Origin of the sequence: Parafrankia elaeagni (assembly GCF_000374165.1) — a bacterium.
In the GTDB taxonomy this organism is placed as follows: domain Bacteria; phylum Actinomycetota; class Actinomycetes; order Frankiales; family Frankiaceae; genus Parafrankia; species Parafrankia elaeagni.
The window spans coordinates 30,652-54,769 of record NZ_KB893738.1; the positions used below are offsets into that span (position 1 = coordinate 30,652).

The following is a 24,118-nucleotide window of genomic DNA, read 5'->3' on the forward strand; positions in this document are numbered from 1 at the left end:
CCGAGTGTCTTTCCCCCTGGGTCCCCTGGGTTCACGAACGCCCGGTTCACGGTTGCCAGCCATGAAAACTTATGTGAGACTTTACAAGATCTCACAGAGGTCGGAGGGGTTGGCGGCCGGAAGGGCTGGCAGTGATGCGGGCATTCAGCCAGACGACAGAGGACCTCGCTCGGCAGGAGATCGAGCTGCCCTCGTGGGCGTTCGGGAACTCCGGGACGCGGTTCAAGGTGTTCACGCAGCGTGGCATCCCGCGTGATCCGTTCGAGAAGATCGCCGACGCCGCGCAGGTGCACCGCCTGACCGGGCTGGCGCCGTCGGTCGCGTTGCACATCCCCTGGGATCTCGTCGACGACTTCGGCAAGCTGGGCGAGCACGCGCGGGACAACGGGGTCCGGCTCGGCACGATCAACACGAACACGTTCCAGGACGACGACTACATGCTCGGCAGCCTCTGTCACGTCGACGAGCGGGTCCGGGCGAAGGCGATCAGCCACGTCCTCGGGTGTGTCGACATCATGGATGCCACGGGCAGCCGCGATCTGAAGATCTGGCTGCCCGACGGGCTGAACTACCCCGGCCAGGCCGACCTGCGCGACCGCCAGGAGCGGCTCGCCGACGCGCTGGGCCAGATCTACGCCCGACTGGCCGGGCACCAGCGGCTCGTGCTCGAGTACAAGCTGTTCGAGCCGGCCTTCTACGCGACCGACGTCCCCGACTGGGGCACCGCCTACGTCCACTGTCTGGCGCTCGGCGAGCGTGCCGTGGTGTGCCTGGACACCGGCCACCACGCCCCGCACACCAACATCGAGTTCATCGTGATGCAGCTGCTCCGGCTGGGGCGGCTGGGGGCGTTCGACTTCAACTCCCGTTTCTACGCCGACGACGACCTGATCGTCGGCGCCGCCGACCCCTTCCAACTGTTCCGGATCATGACCGAGGTCGTCCGGGGCGGTGGCTGCGACGAGAGCAGCGAGGTGACCTTCATGCTCGACCAGTGCCACAACATCGAGGCGAAGATCCCGGGCCAGATCCGGTCCGTGCTCAACGTGCAGGAGATGACGGCCCGCGCGCTGCTCGTCGACCGGGCGGCGCTCGCCGAGGCGGAGCGGGCCGGGGACGTGCTGGCCGCGAACGCCGTCCTCATGGACGCCTTCTACACCGACGTCCGGGCGGATCTCGCCGCCTGGCGTGCGTCGCGCGGGCTGCCCGCCGACCCCCTCGCGGCGTTCCGGGCGAGCGGGTACGCGGAGCGCGTCGCGACCGAGCGGGTCGGCGGCACCCAGGCAGGCTGGGGCGCGTGAGCGGGAACCAGACCGTCGCCGAGCTCCTCGCCCGGTCGAACCGGCTCGGAGCCGATCCGCGCAACACCAACTACGCGGGCGGGAACACCTCCGCCAAGGGCGTCGAGACCGATCCGGTCACCGGCCGCGACGTCGAGCTGATGTGGGTCAAGGGGTCGGGCGGCGACCTCGGCACATTGACCGAGCCCGGTCTGGCCGTGCTCCGGCTGGACCGGCTGCGCGCGCTCGTGGGCGTCTACCCCGGCGAGGACCGCGAGGACGAGATGGTCGCCGCCTTCGACTTCTGCCTGCACGGCCGGGGTGGTGCCGCGCCCTCGATCGACACCGCCATGCACGGGCTCGTCGAGGCCGTGCACATCGACCACCTGCACCCGGACAGCGGTATCGCCCTCGCGACCGCCGCCGACGGTGAACGGCTCACCAGGGACGTCTTCGGCACGAAGGTCCTGTGGGTGCCGTGGCGGCGACCGGGATTCCAGCTCGGCCTCGACATCGCGGCCGTGCGGCGCGACAACCCCGGTGCCGTCGGCTGCATCCTCGGCGGGCACGGCATCACCGCCTGGGGCGACACCAGCGCGGAAGCCGAACGCAACTCCAGCTGGATCATCGAGCAGGCACGACTCCACCTCGAGCGGCACGGGCGTCCGCGGCCCTTCGGCGCCGAGGTCGACGACCGGCGCGCGCTGCCGGGGGCGCGACGGCGCGCGAAGGCGGCCGCGCTCGCCCCCCACCTGCGCGCGGTGGCCTCGCGCGACCACCGCATGGTCGGCCACTTCACCGACAGCGACGTCGTCCTGGAGTTCCTGGCGAGCGAGAAGCTGTTCGCGCTGGCCCGGCTCGGGACGTCCTGCCCCGACCACTTCCTGCGGACGAAGATCCGCCCGCTGGTGCTCGACCTGCCGGCCGCGGCGTCACCGCAGGAGTGCGCCGGTCGGCTCGCGGAGCTGCACGAGGCCTACCGCGACGACTACCGCGCCTACTACGAGCGCCACGCCACCGCCGACTCGCCGCCGATGCGCGGGGCCGACCCGGCGATCATCCTCGTGCCGGGCGTGGGCATGTTCTCCTACGGCAGGGACAAGCAGACGGCGCGGGTGGCCGGAGAGTTCTACGTCAACGCGATCAACGTGATGCGCGGTGCCGAGGCGGTCTCGTCCTACGCCCCGATCCCGGAGAGCGAGAAGTTCCGGATCGAGTACTGGGCGTTGGAGGAGGCGAAGCTGCGCCGCCTGCCGAAGCCGAAGCGGCACGCGGGCCGGATCGCGCTGGTCACCGGCGCGGCCAGCGGCATCGGGCGGGCCACCGCGGAGCGGCTCGCCGCCGACGGTGCCTGCGTGGTCGTCGCCGACCTCGACGTGGGCAGGGCCGTGTCGGCGGCGGGCGATCTCGGCGGCGCCGACGTCGCGGTCGGCGTCGGCGCGGACGTGACGAAGGAGGGCGAGGTCCAGGCCGCCGTCGAGGCGACGCTCCTCGCGTTCGGCGGGATCGACCTGGTCGTCAACAACGCCGGCCTGTCCATCTCGAAGCCGCTGCTCGAGACCACCGAGCGGGACTGGGACCTGCAGCACGACGTCATGGCGAAGGGGAGCTTCCTCGTCGCGCGGGCCGCGGCGCGAGCCATGATCGACCAACGGCTCGGCGGTGACATCGTCTACATCGTGTCCAAGAACGCACTGTTCGCCGGGCCGAACAACGTCGCCTACGGCGCGGCGAAGGCCGACCAGGCGCACCAGGTCAGGCTGCTGGCCGCCGAGCTCGGCGAGCACGGGATCCGGGTCAACGGCGTCAACCCGGACGGCGTCGTGCGCGGCAGCGGCATCTTCGCCGGTGGGTGGGGCGCCCAGCGCGCGGCGGTCTACGGCATTCCCGAGGAGGACCTCGGCGCCTTCTACGCCCGGCGGACCCTGCTCGGGCGGGAGGTGCTGCCCGAGCACGTGGCCAACGCGGTCGCGGCCGTGTGCTCGGGAGAGCTCAGCCACACGACCGGCCTGCTCGTCCCCGTCGACGCCGGCGTCGCGGCCGCGTTCCTGCGCTGACGATGGCCGCCCGGGTGTTCGCCGCCGTCGACATCGGTGCGTCCGGCGGCCGGGTGATGGCCGGGCTGGTCGAGGGCGGATCGGTGTCCCTGCGGCCGGTCCACCGGTTCGCCAACCCGCTCGTCGAGACCGCGGGATCACTGCGCTGGGACTTCGACCACCTGCACCGCGAGATGCTGCGCGGGCTGCGCCGGCTGGCCCGGGCCTGCCCCGAGGTGGAGTCGATCGGCATCGACACCTGGGCGGTCGACTTCGGCCTCCTCGACGCCGCCGGTGAGCTGCTCGCACCGCCCGTCGCCTACCGCGACGGCGCCGCGGCGCAGGTCGTCGACGACGTACACGCCGCGGTACCCCCCGAGGAGCTGTTCGCCGTCAACGGGCTGCAGTTCCTGCCGTTCACGACGCTGTACCAGCTCGCCGCGCAGCGGCGCGGCCCGCTGTGGGACCGGGCCGCCCACGTCGTCCTGGTGCCCGACCTGCTGGCCTACCGGCTGACCGGGCGGCTGCGCACCGAGCTCACCAACGCCTCGACGACCGGCCTGCTCGACGTCCGGACGCGCCAGTGGTCCGACGAGCTGCTGCGACGGCTGGACATCCCGCGCGGACTCCTGCCGGACCTCGAGACCCCCGGCACCGTCCGCCGCGTCACGCACGCCCTCGGCCCACCGGTCCCGGTGACGACGGTGGGCTCGCACGACACCGCCTCCGCCGTCGTCGGGATCCCGGCGACGACCGACAGCTTCGGCTACGTCTCGTGCGGCACCTGGTCGCTGGTGGGCCTGGAACTACCGGCGCCGGTCCTCACCCCGGACGCCCGCGCGGCCAACTTCACCAACGAGATCGGCGTCGACGGCCGCGTGCGGTTCCTGCGCAACGTCGGCGGGCTGTGGCTCCTCCAGGAATGCCTGCGAGACTGGAACAGCCCCGACCTCGCCGATCTCCTCGCCGCCGCGGCGGTGCTCCCACGCGGCGGTCCGGTGATCGACGTCGACGACCCGGCGCTCATCGCACCGGGAAACATACCGGCACGGATCGCGGCGGCGGTAAGAGACGGAGAAGGCGACGGCCGGGCACCCCGGACGCCGGCCGCGCTCACCCGCTGCATCGTCGACTCCCTCGCCCTCGCCTACGCACGCACCCTGCGGCGGGCCGCGGACCTGACCGGACGAAAGGTCGAGGTCATCCATCTCGTCGGCGGCGGCTCCCGCAACGAACTCCTCTGCAGGCTCACCGCGAACGAGGCGGGAGTGCCGGTCGTCGCCGGGCCGGTCGAGGCGACCGCGCTCGGCAACATCCTCGTCCAGGCACGGGCCCACGGCGCCGCACCGGCCACCCTGGAAGACCTGCGCGAGCACCTCGCGCGCGCATCGACCCTCCGGAGGTACGAACCGTCGTGAACCCCCTGGCGACACTGCGTTCCGTCATGCGGTTCGGCCCCGTCGAGACCGACCGGACCGAGCGGCGGCTGGCCCGGGCGGCCTGTGTGCACGACCTGCGGCGGATCGCCCGGCGGCGGCTGCCCGGCGGGGTCTTCGACTACATCGACGGCGCCGCGGAGGACGAGCGCACCCTCGCCGCGAACGAGCGTGCCTACGCCGCCGTGACCTTCCGCCCGCGGGTGCTGCGCGGCCTGCCCGAGATCTCGATCGGCACGGAGATCCTCGGCGCGCCGGCGGCGTACCCGCTCGTGCTCGCGCCCACGGGATTCACCCGCATCGCCGATCCGCAGGGGGAGCTGGCCGTGGCCCGCGCCGCCGCCCGCGCCGGCCTTCCCTACACGCTGTCCACCCTGAGCACGCGTTCGATCGAGGAGGTCCGCGCGGTCAGCGACGGGCGGCTGTGGTTCCAGGTCTACGCCTGGCGCGACCGCGGCCTGGTCCGGGAGATGATCGAGCGCGCCGCCGCGGCCCGCTACGAGGCGATCGTGCTCACCGTCGACACCGCCGTCTTCGGCCGCCGGGAGCGCGACGTACGCAGAGGCTTCTCCCTGCCGCCGACGATCGGTGCGGGCACGATCCTCGACGGCGCGCTGCATCCCGGCTGGACCTGGCAGTTCGTCCGCAGCGAACCGATCCGGTTCAGCAACGTCGCGGGCCGCGACGTGGGCGACGGCGCGTCACCGGTGACCCTGTCCGACTACATCAACACCCAGTTCGACCCGGGCCTGTCCTGGGCGGACCTGACCTGGCTGCGCTCGGTCTGGGACGGGCGCATCGTCGTCAAGGGCATCCAGACCGTCGAGGACGCGACCCTCGCGGCCGAAGCCGGCGTCGACGCGATCGTGCTGTCGAACCACGGCGGCCGGCAACTGGACGGGGCACCGGCCACGCTGCCCCTCGTCGCTCCCGTCGCCGACGCTGTCGGCGGCCGCAGCGAGATCATCTGCGACGGCGGGGTCCGGCGCGGCAGCGACATCGTCAAGGCGGTCGCGGCCGGCGCGAATGCTGCCATGGCCGGCCGCGCCTACCTTTACGCGCTCGGTGCCGGCGGGGAACGCGGAGTCGACCGGCTCCTCGCCTGGTTCGCCGCCGACATCCACCGCACCCTGGCCCTCCTGGGCGCCGCCAGCGTCGCGGACCTCGGCCGCAACCACCTCCACATTCCCCCAGGACCGGCAGACCCGGCCGCACCGCACCGCACCACCCCACCTACCTGACCACCTGACCGCATTCGACTGGCTGTGCCGGTACTGTTCGTTCTGACCGGTCTCATCGCCGGGATCCTGGTGGCGGCGGTCGTCCTGCAGTGAAGGCGTCGCATGGTGCGCCCGGGCCGAATGTCGCGGTAGGGCCACCGAACCGTGACCCGGGACTCCAGCCCGAGCGGACCGCGTTGGCGTGGCTTCGGACCTCACTCAGCCATGCGGTACTCACCTTGCTCCTCGTCCGCTGGACCGCGGACGGAGGCGGGACCACTGCTCTGGTACTCCTGTCTGCAACGGCCCTTCAGGTATCTGCGAGCCTGGCTTGTGCGTCCTGTCGATCGCGACAGCGTATTCAGGACATCAACGCCACGATGACCATGCCGGTGGCCGTCGCGGCATCGGCTGCTGCTGTCTTCACAGCTGCGGCGCTCGCGTTGGCCACCATCGTGCTTGGATGAAGCAGTCGGCCACCGGAGTCGTGGGCCGCTCCTGGTACGGGGCCCGGCCCGGCGAGGCCGTCCGCCGCGTCGCGGCATCACTTTTCGGTGATCACCTGACGGCCGTCATCGGGCGCTGTCCTCCACGAGGTCGAACTCCAGGTGAAGACTGGTCAGCCCGCGCAGGATGAAGGTGGGCATGTAGTCGTAGCGACGGTTGTCCGCCGGCCCGTGTACCCGCTCACTGATGCGGATGTCGGTGGTGCGTTCGAGGAGCCGTTCGAGGCTGGCGCGGGCCTCGGCGCGGGCCAGCGGCGCGCCCGGGCAGCTGTGGATGCCGCGTCCGAAGGCCAGATGCTGGCGGGCGTTCGTACGGGCGACGTCGAACGTGCCCGGGTCCTCGAACCGGCGCGGGTCGCGGTTCGCGGCCCCGTTGACCACCATCACCGTGGTGCCGGCGGGGAGGTCGACCCCGCCGACGTTGACCGGGACCCGGGAGAGCCGGAAGTCGCCCTTGACCGGGCTCTCCAGCCGCAGGGTCTCCTCGACGAAGTTCGGGATGCGGTGGCGTTCCGCGCGCAGCTGTCGCTGCAGGCCGGGGTCCTCCACCAGGATCTTCAGCGCGGAGCTGAGGAGGCGGACGGTGGTCTCCTGGCCTGCGGCGAAGAGGTTCGCCGCGACCCGGACCACGTCGATGACCGCGGGGGTCGATCCGTCCGGGAACGTCGCGGCCGCCAGCTGGGTCAGCACGTCGGCGCGGGGGCTGCGCCGCCGATCCTCGATGTAGGTGGTGAACCTGCCGTAGAGGAACTCCAGCGGGCTGTGGTGCAGGGTCTCCTCGCCGGTGCCCCCGATGCTGCTCTCGGCCTGCGGCTGGCGCTGCAAGCGGTCGAGGAACTCCTCCTGGTCCTCCTCGGGTACGCCGAGGAGGTCGGCGATGACCAGGAGTGTGAACGGCCCGGCGAAGCCGCTGATGAAATCGCCCTCGCCGGTGGCCAGGAACGGGTCGAGCATGCGGTCGGCCAGTTCCCACATGAGGGCCTCGTTCTCCTTGAGGCGCTTCGGGGTGATGAGTTTCATCAGCAGGGCGCGATGATCCGTGTGGGTCGGCGGATCCATCGTGGGGAGCTGGTCGTTCATCGGGAGCTGGTCACGGTACTGCTCGATCAGCCCCGAGATGTCGTCGCCCTCGAGGGGAACCGGGAACCCGGGAAACGGGCCCGTCACCGAGATGCAGGACGAGAAGGTTTGGTTGTCGTGGAAGATCTCCACCGCCTCCTCGTAACCGGTCACCATCACCACGTCGTGGTGATTCTCCCGCCGCACCGGGCACTGCCCCCGCAGCGCGTCGAGATACGGATACGGGTCCGCGACGAGCGCATCGTCCCGGAAGAAGTCCATCGCCTCGAAGTCGGTCACAGTTCGTCCCTTCGCCAGCGTGCACAGAGGCGCCCGTGATCGGGCACGCATGAGCGCGGTACCGCCAAGCATGACCGAGCAGGGCCCGCCCGTCGTCGTCCGTCGGCAGGCATCCGACTACTGAGAACGCAGTACCAGGCCGGCCGGGATGGCCGAGGGAGGCGTCAGCCCCTGGCCGGAGCAGGGCCATGGTGTCCGAGGCGAAGGGCCCGGGCGGTGTGTACTGCATGTGCAGTAGCCGAAGTTGCTGCGTCTGGACGACGACAGCACCCGCCTGGTCCTGCAACATCCTTGTTGCATACCCGAGAAGATCAGGAGGCCCTCCCTGTGCCCGCGACAGGAAGTGCCGCTTCTTTCGCGAGATGCGACATTCTTCTCTCGTGTGAACCGGCCACGCTGTTGGCCTGGGCGGGCATCCCGTGCGGACAACCGGGGGGGCCGCCGACCCTCTTACGGCGGATTCTCGGGATCATCGCCGGCTCCGCGTACTGATGTGAGTGCCCGGTCATCGGAAAGATAGCCTGGCTGGCACGGTCGGAGAGGTGTCATGGCGGTCGGCGGAAACATCGCACCGGGCTGACTGTGGCAGGTGCGCGGTGGTCCCCATAGGTGCCAGCGTAAATGAGAAATTTTGAACTGGTGCGGCAGGATCGAACTTCTTGAAAAGGATCGTTTCTGATGTCCTCCCTTCTCGTGTGGTCGCCGTGGCCTGTCCGAATCCGAGAGATCGGCGGGCAGGAAAGGCATCCGGAGGGGTCGGGATGGCGATCACCGTCCGCCGCGGCCAGCCGGCGGCCGGCGGGTGCGTCGGCACAGCACAGAGGGGACACCCATGGTTCGGACCACGCTGACCGTGACCAGCCCGGCGGGCCACGCGACGCTGCTGGGGGACGCGAGGTGCGTGGTCGGCCGTGCGTACGACACGGACATTGTCATCAGGGACGTCCGGGTCTCCCGGCGTCATCTCGTGCTCGAACCGGTGGCGGACGGCTGGCATGTGCGGGATGTCAGCACGAACGGGCTGTGGCAGGCCGGGTACCGGCTGGGGGACACCACCACCGTGCGCCGCGCCGAGGTTCGCTTCCGGCTCGGTGCCGCCGACGGCCCGGAGCTGGTCCTCGCCCCCAGCCCGGCCGAGACGGATGTCGTAACGATGCCCGGCGCCGCCGCCGCGCATGCCTGCCAGCGGCTGCACCCGGTGCGGACCGGGACGATGCGCCTGGGCCGTGCGCGCGGCAATGACATCTGGGTGTCGGACCTACTTGCGTCGCGCTACCACGCCGAACTGTCGGTCGGCCCGGCCGGCATCGAGATCGTCGATCTCGACTCGGCGAACGGGACCTTCGTCAACGGGCAGCGCGTGAAGAGGGTGTGGGTTGCTCAGCGTGACGTGATTGCCATCGGTCACCATCTCTACCAGCTCAAGGGCGACTCGCTGGTCGAGTACGTCGATTCCGGCGACGTGGCGTTCGAGGCGCAGGATCTCTCCGTGTTCGCCGGCGCGAAGCAGCTCCTGCGCGACGTGACCTTCCGGCTGCCGGGCCGCTCGCTGCTGGGGGTGGTCGGTCCCAGCGGAGCGGGCAAGTCGACGCTCCTCCAGGCCCTCACGGGCTTCCGTCCGGCGGACATCGGCACCGTGAAGTACGCGGGACAGGATCTGTACGCCGAGTACGACGACCTGCGTCGGCGTATCGGGTACGTCCCGCAGGCCGACCCGCTGCATGCCCAGCTCACCGTACGCGAAGCACTCCGGTACGGGGCGGAGCTGCGGTTTCCGGCGGACACCACCGCACAGGAACGGCGGTCGCGGGTCGAGGAGGTCATCGGCGAGCTCGGCCTGACCGCGCATGCGAACACCCCGGTCGGCAGGCTGTCCGGTGGGCAGCGAAAACGGACGTCGGTCGCGCTGGAGCTGCTCCCCCGACCGTCGTTGCTCTTCCTGGACGAGCCCACGTCGGGTCTCGATCCGGCGAACGACCAGTCGGTGATGGAGACGCTGAGGAACCTGGCGGAGGGCGGCGGCGCCGGCTCGGCGGACGAAGATGGCCGGACGGTCATCGTGGTGACGCACAGTGTGCTGTTCCTGGACCTGTGCGACTACATCCTGGTGCTCGCCCCGGGCGGGCACGTGGCCTACTTCGGCCCGGCGGAAGGGGCGCTGCGCTTCTTCGGCAAGGACGACTTCCGCGACTTCGCCGCGGTGTTCCGGGAGCTGGAAAGCACATCCGGCGCCGAGCTGGCGGCGCGGTTCCGGGCTTCGGAGTACTTCGTGCCCTCGGCCGTCGTCGCTCCGGTCGTGCGGACGGCCGCACCCGCGGGGCTGCCGCGCGTGCGCCAGCAGCCGGTGGCCGCCCAGCTCGCGACGCTTACCCGCAGGTACCTGAAGGTGGTGCTGGCAGACCGCTCCCACCTTCGCCTCATCCTGGCCTTCCCGTTCCTGCTGGGGATCATCCCGCGGGTGATCCCGGCACCGGACGGGCTGGGCTCCCTGCCGGACCGGCCCAATCCGGACGCGATGAAGGTGCTCGTCGTCCTGATGCTGTGCGCCTGTTTCATGGGCATGGCGAACTCGGTCCGCGAGATCGTCAAGGAGCGGGACATCTACCACCGGGAAAGGACGATCGGCCTGTCCCGGGCGGCCTACCTCGGTTCAAAAATCATAGTTCTGACCGGTGTCACCGCTCTGCAGTGTGCTGTCTTCACGCTGATCGGTCTGGCCGGGAGAGCTCCGGAGGCTGGCTCCCTGTTGGGCTCTCCACTGGCGGAATGCCTGGTCGCGGTAATTGTCGCCGCATTGGCCTCGATGATGATCGGCCTGCTTGTCTCGACGCTCGTCGACAACGCCGACAAGACGATGCCTGTTCTGGTTCTCGTGACGATGGCCCAGCTCGTGCTCTCCGGCGGCCTCGTGTCGGTCGCCGGCCGGTGGGGGATGGCCCAGGTCTCCTGGCTCGTGCCGGCGCGGTGGGGCTTCGCGGCGCTGGCGTCCACCGGCGACCTGAACGAGGTCTCCAAACTGGGTGACGAGGCGTTGCGCACCGATCCGGCGGACGGTCTCTGGGAGCACAGCGCCGGAATCTGGCTCCTTGACGTGACCACCGGTCTGGCTCTCGCCGCCGCCGCCCTCGTGCTCACCTCCGTGAGGTTGCGTCGCGGCGACAGTCAGTCGGGCGGGCGGGCGGGTAGCAGGCCGGACTGGTAGGCGATGACGACGAGCTGCGCCCGGTCGCGGGCATTGAGCTTGTTCATGGCGCGGTGGACGTGGGTGCGGGCGGTCAGTGGACTGATCACGAGTTTGCTCGCGATGTCCTGGTTCGAGAGTCCTTCGGCGACCAGCGCCATGACCTCGCGTTCACGGATGGTGAGTGTGTCGAGGGCTGAGGGGGTCGTCGTCGGGGCGGCCGTGGGCTCGGGGGTGGCGAGGAACCGGGTGATGAGCGCGCGGGTGGCTGTCGGCGAGAGAAGTGCCTCGCCGCTCGCGACGGTGCGGATCGCGGTGAGGAGTCCGTCGGCTTCGACGTCCTTGCCGAGGAACCCACTCGCCCCGACGCGGAGTGCCTGGGCGACGTACTCGTCGATCTCGAAGGTGGTGAGGATGAGGACACGGGCCGTGGCGAGTTCCCTGTCACCGCAGATGGCCGCGGTGGCCGCGAGGCCGTCCATGCCGGGCATGCGGATGTCCATGACCACGACGTCCGGTCGGTGCTCGCGGGTCGCGGCGACGGCTTCGTGCCCGTCGGCGGCCTCGGCGACCACTGTCATGTCGTCGCACGAGTCGATCAGGATCCTGAAGGTCGCCCGCAGGAGAGTCTGGTCGTCGGCGAGCAGCACACGGATGGTCATCGGGTCCGATCTGTCGTTGAGTTCCCGGGATGGAGGGGCAGGACCGCGGTGACGTGGAACCCGACGTCGGGATGACTGCCGGCCTCGAGGTGCCCGCCGACGGAGAGCGCCCGTTCGCGCATGCTGATCAGACCGAACCCGCTGTTCGCGGACGAGATGGATGCCGCCGCGGCAGGCTGGTCGGCCCCGTGGGTCGTGCCACCTCCAGCAGCGGCCTGATCGGCGACGTCGGAGCGACGGCCCCGATCGGCGCCGTCGTCACCATTGATGATCATCATGGTGAGGCTGCTGGGCGAATAGGTGATGTCAACCTGTGCGCTGCTGGTGGTGGTGTGCTTCGCGACGTTGGTGAGCGCCTCCTGCGCGATCCGGTAGGCCGTGAGATCCACGCTGGGGGAGATCGGGGGCCGTTCGCCCCGGGTGTTGATGGTGACGGTGAGCCCGGCGGAGGCGAAGGTGCGGGCGAGTTCGGGGAGCCGGGTGAGCGACGGGGTGGGTTCCAGCGGCGCGGCCGGGTCGTCGCCCTGCCGGAGGAGGCCGACGGTGGCCTTGAGGTCGCGCAGGGCGGAGGACGTGGTGGCAGTGAGGCTGGTGAGGATCTGTTGCGCCTGGTCAGGTCGGGTCTGGACGAGGTGCGCGGCGGTGCCGGCCTGGGCGTGGGCCAGAGTGAGGTGATGGGCGACGACGTCGTGCAGTTCACGGGCGATCCGCGTGCGTTCGTCCGCCACCCGGCGGCGGGCCTCGGCCTCGCGGGTGCGCTCGGCGTACTCCGCGCGGGATCTGATGGCGTCGAGGTAGTCCTGTTTGACCCGGCGTGCGCCGCCGAGCGAGGCGGGCATCAGTATCCAGGCGGCCGGGCCGACGGTCTTGAGCGGCCAGGGGTAGCTGGGAGGGTCCACGATGAGTGCCGTTCCCACCACCAGGGCGCAGGCGGACAGGACGAAGGCCAGGGTGGTCCTGCGATCGGTGTGCGCGGCGAGCCAGTAGAGCGCGGCCATCAGGGGGGCCAGTGACAGAACCGTGAGCAGATAGCCCAGCGCCGTCAGCGCCACGGTGCAGACCACGGCCACCGCGGCTGTGGTCCGGGGACGGCGTTCATGCCAGAGCAGGGCGGTGCAGGCGACGGCCGCGAGAAGGACCGCGGGCCACCACCCCCCGCCGTGGGCCCCGATAGGTGGGGTCAGTCTGCTGGCGGGGCCGGAGGACACGAAGGCCGCACCCGCGATCACCACGGTGCGTAGCCGCGGGTGATTCTGGATCTGTCGCCACCAGCTGGACATCGTCATTGCGGGTTCCTGTCGGGTGCCGTGACCGTGCCGCTCACCGTACGGGGTCACCGCCAGCCGAGAGGCGCGCCGCCGTGCGCTCTGTCGATGGACTGTGCTCATCGACGGAATGTCGGCTCCAGGGATTCGGCTGTGGGCCGCGCGGAGGGGGTCTCCGCCCAGGCGGTGCCCCTGACCTCCGCGGCGGGTTCCAGCGAAGCCGGCCGGCCCAGCGCCTCGCCTTCGACGTCGAGGGAGGGCAGCACCCTGTCGAGGGAACGTGGGATCCACCAGGCCCGTTCACCGGCCAACGCGAGGACGGCCGGAACGATCGTCATGCGGACGACGAAGGCGTCGAGCAGGACCGCTGCGGCCAGGCCGAACCCGATCATCTTGATCATCGGTTCGCCGGCGCCGATGAAGCCGGAGAAGACCGCCATCATGATGAGTGCCGCGGCGACCACGACACGGGCGCTGCGCCCGAAGCCGGAGACGATCGCGTTTCGGGCGCTCTCGCCGTGGACGTGCGCCTCCCGCATGCGGGCGACCAGGAAGACCTCGTAGTCCATGGCGAGCCCGAAGACGATGCCCACCATGAAGATCGGCATCATGCTCATGATCGGCCCGGTCTGCTCCAGGCCGATGAGGCCCGCCAGCCAGCCCCACTGGAAGACCGCGACGACCGCGCCGAGGGCGGCCAGCACGGAGAGCAGGAAACCGAGAGCAGCCTTGAGCGGCACGAGGACCGAGCGGAAAAGCACCAGCAGGAGCAGGAAGGCCAGCCCCACCACGACAGCGAGGTAGGGCAGGAGCGCGTCCTGGACCTTCTGGGCCATGTCGATGTTGACCGCGGTGCTGCCGGTGACCTGGAACACCGCGCCGGTGGCCGCCTCGACGGAAGCGCGTTCGGCCCGGATCGCGTGAACGAGATCCCTGGTCGCCGCGTCGCTCGGGCCCGCCGCGGGGACAGCGGTGATCACCGCTGTGTCACCCGCGGGGTTGAACCGGGCCGTGGACACCGAGACGACCCCCGGGGTGCCGGCGAGTGTCCGGATCGTTGTGGTGACCGCCGCCCGCGGGTCGTCGGCGGCCGCCGCGTCGACAACGATGCTGAGGGGGCCGTTGAAGCCGGCGCCGAAGCCCCGGGCGAGGTCGTCGTAGGCGCGGCGTTCGGTCGTGGACGTGGGCTTGGCCTCGTCGCCGCTGCTGCCCAGGCGCAGGTCCAGGACCGGCAGCGCGATCACCACGAGAACGAGAACCGCCAGGACGAGGATGGGCAGCGGGCGGCGCAGGACCAGCCTCGCCCACCGGGTACCCGCGTTGGGGCCGTGGTGCTCGGCCTTCGGTCGACCCCTGCGGGCGGAGCGGGGGAGCACGGCACGCTGGCAGAAACCGAGCAGCGCCGGCACCAGGGTGAGCGCGATGAGGACGGCGATGACGATGGTACCGGCGGCGGCCAGGCCCATCTTCGTCAGCATCGGCACCCGGACGATGGCCAGGCCGCCCAGGGCGATCACGACGGTGAGCCCGGCGAACACCACCGAGGAACCGGCGGCGCCGGTGGCCACGGCCACGGCTTCGACCGGCTCGTGGCCCTGGGCCCGTTCCTCCCGGTAGCGGGAGACGACGAACACGGCGTAGTCGATCCCGACGGCCAGGCCGAGCATCATCGCCAGCGTGCCGGTGGTCGAGGACAGGCCGAAGGTGCTGGCCAGCGCCATGATCGAGGCCATCCCGACGCCGACGCCGACAATCGCGGTCAACAGCGGCAGCCCGGCCGCGGCCAGCGATCCGAAGGTGACCAGCAGCACGATCGCGGCGACCGCGATCCCGAGCGCCTCGGTGGCCCCACCCGCCGCCGGCCGGGTGGCCAGCGCGTCCCCGCCGATCTCGACGGTCAGACCGGCAGCCTCGCCCTGCGCGACCGCCCGCTTCAGGTTCTCCGTGGTGGCGGCGGTGAGGTCGGTGCTTCCCTCCGTGTAGACGACAGTCGCGTAGGCGGTCGCGGCGTCCTCGCTCACCGCGCCGGCCTGGAACGGATCCGTGGCGGTGGCCACCTGTGGACCCGCGGAGGCCTCGGTGACGACTCTCTCGACGACGGCTCGGTTCTGCTCCGTGGTGAGCTGCTGGCCCTCCGGCGCGCGGAAGACGAGACGGGCGACCGCCCCGTCCACCCCGGAACCGGGAAAACGTTCGTCCAGGAGATCGAACGCCCGCTGGGACTCGGTTCCGGGAATGGAAAAGGTGTCCTCGGGGGCGGCAGGAGCCTTGACTGCGGCAAAGCTCAGGGCCGCCAGTGCCGCGATCCACAGCAGGAGAACGTATCGGCGCCGCTGGAAGGAAAGGCGGCCCAGACGATAAAGAAAATTCGCCACGGTGGTGGGTCTCCACATCTTTTCGGGTACCCGAGAAGACTGGCGGATCCGAGGCGTCTCGTCGTCGTCCCCCGGTGGGAACTTCCGGCTACGAAAAGCGCAGTACACGAGGAGCAGCCGGCCCGTGGAGCCGCGCTCGAGGCAGTAGGCGGCGATGGATGTACTGAGTTCGCAGTAGTCGAAAGTGACTGCCTCCGGCCGACGCGGAAGCGGGTCGCTCCAGCGCACAGTGGCTCATGGCCGGTCGGCGGCCATGCGCCGGTGCCTCACCGGGCGCAGCCCGGTGAGGGCGGACCCGTGCCTGCCCGCCCCCGCGCGCCGACGAAGGCCGCTGGGAGAGCCCGGCGAGGCTCGAGACGAAGGGAAGTTCGGTGAGCCCCAGACTCGACGGCGACGGGCACGAGATCGCGGGCGCCGCACCCGGCGGCGTCGCGGAGGCAGGAGCCGGCGCCGCCGTCAACCAGCCGACCGGCGACGACCTGCGGGGCCTGCTCGGGCGGCGACCCTCGCCAGCGCAGGCCCCGCAGGGCCCCACCGGTCCGCCACCGCCCGCTGACGCCTTCCGCCCGGGACATCCGGTCCGCTTCCCGCGGGAGCGCGTGCCGGAGACCACGCCGATCGCCCCGAAACGCCGCCGGTGGTGGCGCCGCCGGCGGACCTTCGTGATCGGCGCGGTCGTTCTGCTCATGGTGAGCGTGGCGGGCGACCGCTTCGCGGTCCTGGCCGCCGAGAGCCAGATGGCCCCGCAGATCGAAGCGAGCCTGACCGAGAGTCTCGCCTGCGACGCCATTCCAGCGACCGTGAGCGATGTCAGTATCGGTGGATTTCCGTTCCTCACTCAGATTGCGTTCGGCACATTCAAGCACATCGGTGTCACCATTCAGGGAATTTCGACACCGGGGCCCCGGATCTCCTCGGTCGAGGCGCATCTCAAAGGGCTGCACCTTCCAGTCCAAAAGATCATCGCCGGCCGTGTCGGTGAGATACCGGTCGATGACGTCGAGGCAACGGTTCGTCTCGACTACGACGACGTGAACACGTTCCTGGCCGACCAGCCCGGCAAGATCCAGATTAACCCGGTGGACGGTGGGAGGGAGGTCGAGGTCTCCGGAAGGGCCGACATACCACTGCTCGGTGCACAGGAGATCGGCGGCGTCACCACCTTCGAGGTACGTGACAACGAGGTAACCCTGATCCCCTCCGAGGTCTCGCTCCGTGGGGCGCTCGACCTCGACGTCCCCGTGCCCGGCGGCGTGGGCCGGTTGCTCCCCTCGATCCCCATCCCCGTCGGCGACCTGCCGTTCGACCTCACCGTCGTCGAGGCCACCACGGACGCCTCCGGGCTCTCCCTGACCGCGACGGCCAAGGACGTCAACCTTCCTGAGGCCGACCCGGCGACCCGGCAGTGTCCCCCGTCCGACAGCACTGAAACCTGACCCGCGCGCGGGTGGGCTCAAGCTGTCTGGTCCTCCATCGACGGACTCGTCGGTGTCCGGAACCTCACGAGTTATGTCGCCTCGAAGCACGCGCGGCCTGCACGGTCGACGGCGGCCATCTGGCCGGTCCCTGGCGGGAGGAGTACGCGTCGCCGGACACCGACTGAGTCGATGTCCGCACCAGTCAGGCGGTCATGGCCTCGTCGGGCGGGTGGCCGTCAATGCGCCGGGTGATCGCCATCGTGGCCTCGGTGAGCCGCCGTCCGTAGGCAGCTATCTGCTGGGGGCGCAGACGAGCGGCGAAGCCGGTGAGACTGATCGCGAGGCGCACTCGGCCGGTGTTGTCGAAGACGGGCGCGCTGATCAGGCTGAACTGCTGTGCCTCGATGCCGTCGAGATCGACGAGGAGGTACTTCTTCTCGTCACTCATGGCCTGGATGACGCGTTCGACCGCGGTACGCACCTCGGTGTCGCCGTAACTGTCGGCGAAGACACCGAGAGCTCGGCTCAGGTCGTGGCGCCAGTCGTCGTTGAGTGCGACCGTGTATCCGCGGCGCCGGATCACCTTGATGGCGTCCCGGTAGATGCCGAGCCGGTGGTCGTCGAGCCGGTGGTCGTCGAGCCGGTGGTCGTCGAGGCGGGGGCTGAGCCGGCGGAGCCACTGCTCGACGTCGCCGGCATCGGACCACGCGACGAAGACCGTGCCGAGCGGGGGCGACAGGGGGATCCGGCTGCCGGGCCTGGACACGAAGTCGTTCGGTGCCGCCGCGTGGCCCTCGACGGCCAGCACGACGATGTCGTCGCCCAGCACCGTGCTCGCCACGACCTGGACGCCGAGCTCGTCGCTGAGGCGGAGCATGTGCGGGCGCGCGAGTTCGAGGGCGTGGCGATCGGCTCCGGCGGCTGCGTCACCGATGGACACCAGGGCCGCACCGAGCTGGTAGGTCTTGTGCGCGGTGTCCCGCAGCAGCCAGCCGGAGTCGGTCAGGGCGGCCAGCATGGCGTGGGCGGTCGCCTTGTTCAGGTCCAGTTGCCGGGCCAGCTCCGAGAGGCTGAAGGGCCGGCCCGGGTGCCTGCTCAGGAAGGTGATGAGCGCGACCGTCCGCTCGACACCCGGGGCGGGCCGTGGCATCAGTTCCGCGTCCGGTGGGGCTGGTGGTCAGGGCATGGAGGTACCCCCGTTGGGCCGCAGGACCTGACCGGTGACGAATCGGGACGCGTCCGAGGCGAGATAGAGCGCCGCGTAGCCGATGTCCGCCGGTGTGCCGATGCGTCGCAGGGGCGCCACGTCCCGGCCTCGTGCCAGGAACGTGGCGCGGTTGTCCTCATTGATCGTTCCGTCCTGGTTGGTGTAGTGCCGGCGGGTGATCGTGGTCTCGACCAGCCCGGGGGCGACGGCGTTGACCCGTACCCCTTCGGGGCCGAGTTCCTTGGCCAGGGTGCGGGTTATCTGGACGGCCCCCGCCTTCGAGACCGAGTAGGCCACCAGGCCCGGGGGAGCTGTGTCGGCGGCGGCCGACGCCATGTTGATGATGCTGCCCGCCTGCTGGCCGCGCATCACCGCGCCGGCCTCCTGGCACCCGAACAGCAGGCCCTTGAGGTTGACGGCCAGCACCCGGTCGAACTGTTCCTCGGACAGCTCGAGCACGGGGGCCTCGACGATGATCCCGGCGTTGTTGCACATCACGTCGAGGCGCCCGTGTTCCGCCACCACGGACCGCACGAGAGCACGGACCTGCTCGCGCCGCGACACGTCCACGGTGGCCGGCTTCGCCGCCGTCGAAAGCCGGGTGCCCCACCCCCTGATCCCACTTCCCCTGCTGCGGCGACGGCCGGTCTGGACCATGCTGCTGACGACGTCCCTGGTCGGAGGCGCGGCACACGCCGTCGGCACGGTGATGTTCCTGCTCGCCCTCATGCCGGCGATCCCCGGCGTCTCCGACGGCCTGGGATTCTCCGCGCCGGAGCCGCCGCGACAGGGGCGGCGCTGGCTCTACTGGTGCGTAGACGCCGGGTGAATCAGGCCACCGACTGCTCAGGGCAGTACGAGCGGTAGGCCGTCGCGGACGAAGCGTCGCGTCCGCTCCGCGAGTTCGGCGGCGTGCGAGGGCGTGCTGGGCTCGGTCATGACGTTGATCCCGTTCCTGGTGCTTATGCGGTGCCGCCGACCGTGAGAAGTCCCCCGGCGGTGACGCCGCCAGAGCGGATCTGAGCTCACGTTGTGGTGGGGGTGACCGAGTCTGGTCAGCGGGCGCGGCGTGCGCTGAACATCGCTGCGCTGTGGGGCGGTCGCGACCCGGACCGCTCCGCGGGTGACGGGCCGGCCTCGTGCTCGGGTGAGCTGGTACGGGCCGCGACCATGGGCGGTCGAGACGCCGTGGACCGCCCGGCGCGGCTGCTGTGGTTGCCGGCGGGGCGGCGTCCGCGTCGTCTGCCCGTTCGAGGTGTCGATGCGGTGCCGCGGTCTTCACCGACCGGCGGGCGCCGGGCTGGAGTGGTTCTGGTCTCCGCCTGTGCCGCGACCACGGGGCTGGTGAGCGACCGGGCGCCGGGAGCGAGCGTGGCGAGTATCGGATGATCGGCGGATGCGACCCGGGTGGTCGTCGGCCTGATACCGGCGGCGCGGGCCAGTTGCGTGACCTCACGGATCTGCTCCGTGGTCGCCAGGGTGATGACGGTGCCGCTGTTGCCGGCGCGCGCGGTGCGCCCGGAACGGTGCAGATATGCCTTGTGGTCGGCCGGTGGGTCGGCGTGGATCACGAGTGCCACATCGTCGACGTGGATGCCGCGGGCGGCGATGTCCGTGGCGACCAGCGCCGAGGCCCGGCCGGTGTGGAAGTCGTCGAGGTTGCGGGTACGGGCGCCCTGGCTCAGGTTGCCGTGCAGCTCGACCGCGCGCACGCCGGCGCGGTTGAGCTGGCGGGCCAGAGCCTTGGCGCCGTGCTTCGTGCGGGTGAACACGACGGCGCGGCCCGGGGCGCTGGACAGGTCGACGAGCACGGGAAGCCGGTGGTCCCGCTCGACGTGCAGCAGATGGTGCGCCATCGTGCCCACCGGGGACTGGGCGGAGTCGGCCTCGTGGACCGCGGGCCTGGTGAGGAACTGGCGCACCAGGGTGTCGACGGCCTTGTCCAGGGTCGCGGAGAACAGCAGGCGCTGCCCCCCGGCCGCGGTCTGGCCGATCAGGCGCCGCACCGCGGGCAGGAACCCCAGGTCGGCCATGTGGTCGGCCTCGTCCACCACGACAATCGTCACCTTGGCCAGCGAGCAGCGCCCCCGCGCGAGGAGATCCTCCAGCCGGCCGGGGCAGGCCACGACGATGTCGACGCCCCGCCGGATCGCGGCCGCCTGCGGTTCGTGGCCGACGCCGCCGAACACGGTGCACGAGGTGAGGCCGGCCGCGGCGGCCAACGGTCGCAGCGCCGTGTCGATCTGCGCGGCGAGCTCGCGGGTGGGCGCCAGAACCAGCGCGCGCGGAGCCCCGGCCCGGGCCCGGGGCCCGCCGGACAGCCGCGCGACCACGGGCAGGAGGAACGCGAGCGTCTTGCCGGATCCCGTGCGGCCGCGGCCGAGGACGTCACGTCCGGCGAGCGCGTCCGGCAGCGTCGCCTGCTGGATGGGGGTGGGGGTCTCGATGGCGAGACGGGTGAGAACATCGGTCAGGCGCGCGGGCACGCCGAGATCGGTGAACGAAGACAAGAAGAATCTCTATCTGTGCGGGTGTCCCGCCGACAACCGGGGATCCGAGGATCTTGGCCGGTTACGCGCGGAGCGGAGGCCCGATCCTGAGAAGCGGGTGCTACGACGCGCGGACAACTCGCGGCAGGAGCTCGACGAGCTGATGAAGCCAGCATAGCCGGTCCGCGCGCAGCGTCGGTACCCACAAGTGCCGTGAGGTCGCCGGCGGGCAACGGGCCGTCGTGGAGGCCGCGCCAGCGGTGGGCCCCACCGAGGGTGCGTCGCACCCGACAAAGTCCTGCTGGGCGGCGGCCGCCGACCCGCTCAGCGCGGCGCGGCGCGGCGCGGATGTCGGGGGTGTCGTCCTCCTGGCAGATCAGGCCCCGGAACCCGGATTGCGGCAGTGGGACGGGGGGCGCCTGACCGCCTATCTCGCTACCTGGCTCAGCTGGTCTCGCGTTGGACCAGAGTGGGTTCCACGACAGTGCGCGAGGTAGGCGCAGGCCGCTGTTCGACACTGCGCAGGACGAAGTCGGCAAACCTTCGCCCCAGAGCGACCGTGTCGATGCGGATGGTGCTTAGCGCGGGTACGAACATCGCCGCGATCGGAGAGTCGTCGTGGCCGATCACCGCGAGATCGTCGGGCATCCGGAGGCCTGCGCGGACCGCGCCGCTGGCGACGGCGGCAGCTACGTCGTCGTTGAACGCGACGACTCCGGTGATGCCGGCGTCGAACATCCGGCGAATGGTCTCGTCGGTGGAGGCGCTGCGGTAGTTGATCTCCTCCAGAGCAAGTGCCGCGAGGCCCAGCGAACGGGCCCGCTCGCTCGCGGCCTGAAACCGGGCAGAGATCATCGAGGACGCGTGTGCCTCCACCGCCGCGACATAGACCAGATTCCGGTGGCCGCGTTCGTGGAGATGGTCGACCTGCAGCCGCGGGCCCGCGCTGAGCGCCAGGGAGGCATCGATGGGCTCGGTACGACCGGGGCTCGGATAGATCTTCCTGACACCGCAGGCGAGCATGGACTCGACGTCGGGCGGGTTGAACGGGATGGTCCCGACCACCAGGTCGGGGCTGAGGGACTCCCACAGCGGCCGGGCCGTCTGGTCGGCGTGGCGAGTGTAGGTGACCAGGGAGTACCCGGCCCGGTCGAGCGCGAGGGAAGCCTCGTCGAGATAGTTGCGCATCCGGAACTCGATCGGCCAGTCGGGCAGCACCAGCAGGATGATCCGGCTGCGGCCGCTGGCCAACGTGCGGGCGGCGCTGTTGGGTCGGTAACCGAGGCGTTCGGAGGCCCGCAGCACCCGTTCACGGGTGTCCTTCGGGATGGTCTGACCTCGCGTGTTGTTCAGGACGAACCCGACGGTCGCCCGCGACACCCCCGCTTCTCGGGCGACGTCGACGGCGGTCACCCGCCGACCGGCTGCCGGCTCCGACACGGTCACCGCCTTGTCCTCCTCCGCTGGCCTGAAGCAAGTCGGACTTGTGCGCGCTAGTGCTCGATGCTAGCTTGCGTGCACATCACTAGCCCCCGCTAGTGGCGTCAGCCACGGATCAGATCGCCCGCGGGCCCGCCGCGGGGCCCTACCTGCCGTCGGCTGCCATCGCTGATAGCGGCCTGCTCGGCACCTGACCAGGAGAGCTCGATTGATCCGCACATCGTTCAACGACGGCTGGTCGTACCGCCGGAAGCCCGACGCCTTCCAGGCTCTGCTCGGCAGGGCGAACGAGGGCTGGGAAGCGGTGCGGTTGCCGCATGACGCGATGGTCCGCCGCGAGCGGAGCGGCGCCGATCCGGAGGCAGGTCACCGGGGCTACTTTCCGGCGGACGGCTATGAGTACAGGAAGACCTTCTTCGTCCCGGAGGATTACCAGGACTGCCGGGTAACGTTCGAGTTCGAGGGCGTCTACCGCCATGGCCGGGTCTACATCAACGGTGACCTCGCCGGGCAGTGCGCCAGCGGCTATTCCACCTTCCTGGTTCGCGCCGATCATCTGCTGCGGTACGGGGCGGACAACGAGGTACGGGTCGAGGCCCGCAGCCAGGACGACAGCCGGTGGTACACCGGCGGTGGCATCTATCGCGGCACGAGCATCATCGTCGCCGGGCTGCTGCATCTGGCTCTCGACGGCGTGCGGATCACCACTCCTGTCATCGAGAGCGATGCGGCGGTCGTGGCGGTGGCGACCGAGATCCAGAACGAATCGGCGGTGACGCTGACCACCGAGGTTCGCAACGACATCGTGGGTGCCGATGGCGAGGTCGTCGCCACGGACGTCGCACCGGTCACGGTGTTCCCCGGTGACAGCGCTCTGCTGCGCCAGCGGCTGGTCGTTCCCGAGCCCCGGCTGTGGGGCGTGGAGCACCCCGATCTCTATACCTGCCGAACCTCCGTCACCGCCGGCGGCGAGCGACTCGACGAACAGACGACGCGCTTCGGCATCCGCACGTTGACCGTCGACGCACGGCGAGGTCTTCGGATCAACGGTGAGGGCGTGAAGTTGCGCGGCGCCTGTATTCACCACGACAACGGTGTGCTTGGAGCGGCGACCATCGATCGGGCCGAGTGGCGGCGGGTGGAGATCCTCAAGAAGGCCGGCTTCAACGCGATCCGCAGCGCCCACAACCCGATCAGCCGAGGGCTTCTCGAGGCCTGCGACGAGCTCGGCATGATCGTGATGGACGAGCTGAGCGATGTCTGGACCCGGGCGAAGTCCGCGCACGACTACTCCGGCGATTTCGCCGGATCGTGGGAGGCGGACATCCGTGCGCTGGTCATGAAGGACCTCAACCATCCCAGCGTCGTCTTCTTCTCGATCGGCAACGAGATCCCGGAGGTGGGCACCGCCGCCGGCGCGGTGCTCGGTCGCCGGCTCGCCGAGAAGGTCCGCGAACTCGACGACACCCGGTTCGTCACCAACGCCGTGAACGGTCTGCTCGCCGCGGGGCCGGATCTCTTCTCGGCCATGAGCGCAGGCCGGGAGAAGTCCGCCGAGGACGGCACCGCGGGCGGCGGTACCGCGGGCGGCGGCACCGCCGGCGACGAGGCCGGCGACGTCAACGACGTCATGACCCGCCTGCGGGAGTTCATGCCGACATTGATGACCTCGGAGCTCGTGACGACGCGCACCGCGGAGTCCATGGCCTACCTGGATGTCGCCGGCTACAACTACCTCGAATCCCGCTACGAGCTCGACCGCACACTGTTTCCCAACCGGGTGATCGTCGGCACCGAGACCTACCCCTCGAACATCGACCGCACCTGGCGGCTCGTACGGGACAACGACCACGTCATCGGAGACTTCACCTGGACCGGCTGGGACTATCTGGGCGAGCCAGGAATCGGCAGGGTCGAGTACCAGAGCGATCCCACGCCGCAGGCCAGTGGCACCCCTGGCCACCAGGGGGCCTACCCCAGGGCTGCGCAGAGATCGCACCAGGTTGTGATCAGTGACGTTCCGTAGCCACGTTGTGGGGCGCCTCAAGGTGCCTTGCGCGGAGCGGAGCGAGTTGGATGCGATCCCGCCACGCTCGCCCGGGATGGGCCGCACAAATCAAGGCCACGCACACCCGGATCAAATTCCGAGGAAACGACGCAGAGCTTCACCGGAGAAACTCCGGCAGCCGAATTACCGAAAACGTGGCCAGCCGTAGTGACGGAAGTGGCCTTCCAGTCGGATGA

The 24,118-nt window shown here is 70.5% G+C and carries 16 protein-coding genes and 1 pseudogene; 9 read left to right on the top strand and 8 right to left on the bottom strand.

The genetic code is table 11. The features are described from left to right. Positions 1 to 134 precede the first annotated feature (134 nt). The 5 genes from rhaI to B207_RS42935 all read left to right on the top strand — a co-directional run bounded on the left by rhaI (position 135) and on the right by B207_RS42935 (position 6,439). Positions 135 to 1,301, top strand: a complete 1,167-nt coding sequence (gene rhaI / locus B207_RS0120125; RefSeq protein WP_018638405.1) for an L-rhamnose isomerase — start codon at positions 135 to 137, stop codon at positions 1,299 to 1,301. Further along, positions 1,298 to 3,337: a bifunctional rhamnulose-1-phosphate aldolase/short-chain dehydrogenase gene (locus tag B207_RS0120130; protein ID WP_018638406.1), complete on the top strand. Its 2,040-nt coding sequence runs from the start codon at positions 1,298 to 1,300 to the stop codon at positions 3,335 to 3,337. The genes rhaI and B207_RS0120130 overlap by 4 nt, the downstream gene beginning before the upstream one ends. Before the next feature lie 2 nt (positions 3,338 to 3,339). Next, complete coding sequence (locus B207_RS0120135; RefSeq protein ID WP_018638407.1) at positions 3,340 to 4,734, top strand: rhamnulokinase; 1,395 nt, start codon at positions 3,340 to 3,342, stop codon at positions 4,732 to 4,734. After that, positions 4,731 to 5,993: an alpha-hydroxy acid oxidase gene (locus B207_RS0120140; protein ID WP_018638409.1), complete on the top strand. Its 1,263-nt coding sequence runs from the start codon at positions 4,731 to 4,733 to the stop codon at positions 5,991 to 5,993. Before B207_RS0120135 ends, B207_RS0120140 begins: the two co-directional genes overlap by 4 nt. Positions 5,994 to 6,082: 89 nt before the next feature. Continuing rightward, positions 6,083 to 6,439 carry a DUF202 domain-containing protein gene (locus B207_RS42935; RefSeq protein ID WP_084692231.1) on the top strand — a complete coding sequence of 119 codons (357 nt, stop codon included), beginning with the start codon at positions 6,083 to 6,085 and terminating at the stop codon, positions 6,437 to 6,439. Positions 6,440 to 6,544: 105 nt separating this feature from the next. Here the strand turns inward: B207_RS42935 and B207_RS0120145 are convergent, their stop codons facing one another. Further along, complete coding sequence (locus B207_RS0120145) at positions 6,545 to 7,837, bottom strand: cytochrome P450 (RefSeq protein ID WP_018638411.1); 1,293 nt, start codon at positions 7,835 to 7,837, stop codon at positions 6,545 to 6,547. An 832-nt stretch (positions 7,838 to 8,669) separates the two neighbouring features. Here B207_RS0120145 and B207_RS0120150 point away from each other — a divergent pair. Further along, complete coding sequence (locus B207_RS0120150; protein WP_018638412.1) at positions 8,670 to 11,039, top strand: ATP-binding cassette domain-containing protein; 2,370 nt, start codon at positions 8,670 to 8,672, stop codon at positions 11,037 to 11,039. On the opposite strand, the gene B207_RS0120155 is transcribed toward B207_RS0120150, so the two are convergent. The 3 genes from B207_RS0120155 to B207_RS0120165 form a co-directional block, all read right to left on the bottom strand. Further along, positions 11,000 to 11,680, bottom strand: a complete 681-nt coding sequence (locus tag B207_RS0120155) for a response regulator (protein WP_018638413.1) — start codon at positions 11,678 to 11,680, stop codon at positions 11,000 to 11,002. The genes B207_RS0120150 and B207_RS0120155 overlap by 40 nt on opposite strands. After that, on the bottom strand, positions 11,677 to 12,966 hold the full coding sequence (locus B207_RS0120160) for a sensor histidine kinase (RefSeq protein WP_018638414.1): 1,290 nt from the start codon (positions 12,964 to 12,966) through the stop codon (positions 11,677 to 11,679). Before B207_RS0120160 ends, B207_RS0120155 begins: the two co-directional genes overlap by 4 nt. 98 nt (positions 12,967 to 13,064) lie before the next feature. Then, positions 13,065 to 15,320 (bottom strand): MMPL family transporter, encoded by a 2,256-nt coding sequence (locus B207_RS0120165; protein ID WP_018638416.1) that lies wholly within the window; start codon positions 15,318 to 15,320, stop codon positions 13,065 to 13,067. Positions 15,321 to 15,691: 371 nt separating this feature from the next. Between B207_RS0120165 and B207_RS0120170 the strand changes: the two genes are divergently transcribed. After that, positions 15,692 to 16,756 (top strand): LmeA family phospholipid-binding protein, encoded by a 1,065-nt coding sequence (locus B207_RS0120170; protein WP_018638417.1) that lies wholly within the window; start codon positions 15,692 to 15,694, stop codon positions 16,754 to 16,756. Positions 16,757 to 16,940: 184 nt separating this feature from the next. On the opposite strand, the gene B207_RS0120175 is transcribed toward B207_RS0120170, so the two are convergent. After that, on the bottom strand, positions 16,941 to 17,888 hold the full coding sequence (locus tag B207_RS0120175) for an IclR family transcriptional regulator (RefSeq protein ID WP_018638418.1): 948 nt from the start codon (positions 17,886 to 17,888) through the stop codon (positions 16,941 to 16,943). A gap of 27 nt (positions 17,889 to 17,915) precedes the next feature. Beyond that, positions 17,916 to 18,515 (bottom strand): SDR family NAD(P)-dependent oxidoreductase, encoded by a 600-nt coding sequence (locus B207_RS34720; protein ID WP_230205129.1) that lies wholly within the window; start codon positions 18,513 to 18,515, stop codon positions 17,916 to 17,918. A gap of 1 nt (position 18,516) precedes the next feature. Here B207_RS34720 and B207_RS41695 point away from each other — a divergent pair, with 1 nt between their 5' ends. Beyond that, positions 18,517 to 18,774 (top strand): hypothetical protein, encoded by a 258-nt coding sequence (locus tag B207_RS41695; protein WP_018638420.1) that lies wholly within the window; start codon positions 18,517 to 18,519, stop codon positions 18,772 to 18,774. A gap of 226 nt (positions 18,775 to 19,000) precedes the next feature. Here the strand turns inward: B207_RS41695 and B207_RS0120190 are convergent, their stop codons facing one another. Continuing rightward, positions 19,001 to 20,455, bottom strand: a complete 1,455-nt coding sequence (locus B207_RS0120190; RefSeq protein WP_026311256.1) for a DEAD/DEAH box helicase — start codon at positions 20,453 to 20,455, stop codon at positions 19,001 to 19,003. Positions 20,456 to 20,878: 423 nt separating this feature from the next. Continuing rightward, a complete protein-coding gene (locus tag B207_RS0120195; protein ID WP_018638422.1) occupies positions 20,879 to 21,880 on the bottom strand; it encodes a LacI family DNA-binding transcriptional regulator in 1,002 nt (333 codons plus the stop codon). A 202-nt stretch (positions 21,881 to 22,082) separates the two neighbouring features. Here B207_RS0120195 and B207_RS0120200 point away from each other — a divergent pair. After that, positions 22,083 to 23,852, top strand: a pseudogene (locus B207_RS0120200) (glycoside hydrolase family 2 TIM barrel-domain containing protein); the annotation flags it as partial. Between the last annotated feature and the right edge of the window lie 266 nt (positions 23,853 to 24,118).

What these genes read in the sequence shown, in the direction of transcription:
- B207_RS0120175 (WP_018638418.1), bottom strand. Translation starts at nt 17,888, where the DNA reads ATGCCACGGCCCGCCCCGGGTGTCGAGCGGACGGTCGCGCTCATCACC.
- B207_RS0120160 (WP_018638414.1), bottom strand. Translation starts at nt 12,966, where the DNA reads ATGACGATGTCCAGCTGGTGGCGACAGATCCAGAATCACCCGCGGCTA.
- rhaI (WP_018638405.1), top strand. Translation starts at nt 135, where the DNA reads ATGCGGGCATTCAGCCAGACGACAGAGGACCTCGCTCGGCAGGAGATC.
- B207_RS0120150 (WP_018638412.1), top strand. Translation starts at nt 8,670, where the DNA reads ATGGTTCGGACCACGCTGACCGTGACCAGCCCGGCGGGCCACGCGACG.
- B207_RS0120135 (WP_018638407.1), top strand. Translation starts at nt 3,340, where the DNA reads ATGGCCGCCCGGGTGTTCGCCGCCGTCGACATCGGTGCGTCCGGCGGC.
- B207_RS0120155 (WP_018638413.1), bottom strand. Translation starts at nt 11,680, where the DNA reads ATGACCATCCGTGTGCTGCTCGCCGACGACCAGACTCTCCTGCGGGCG.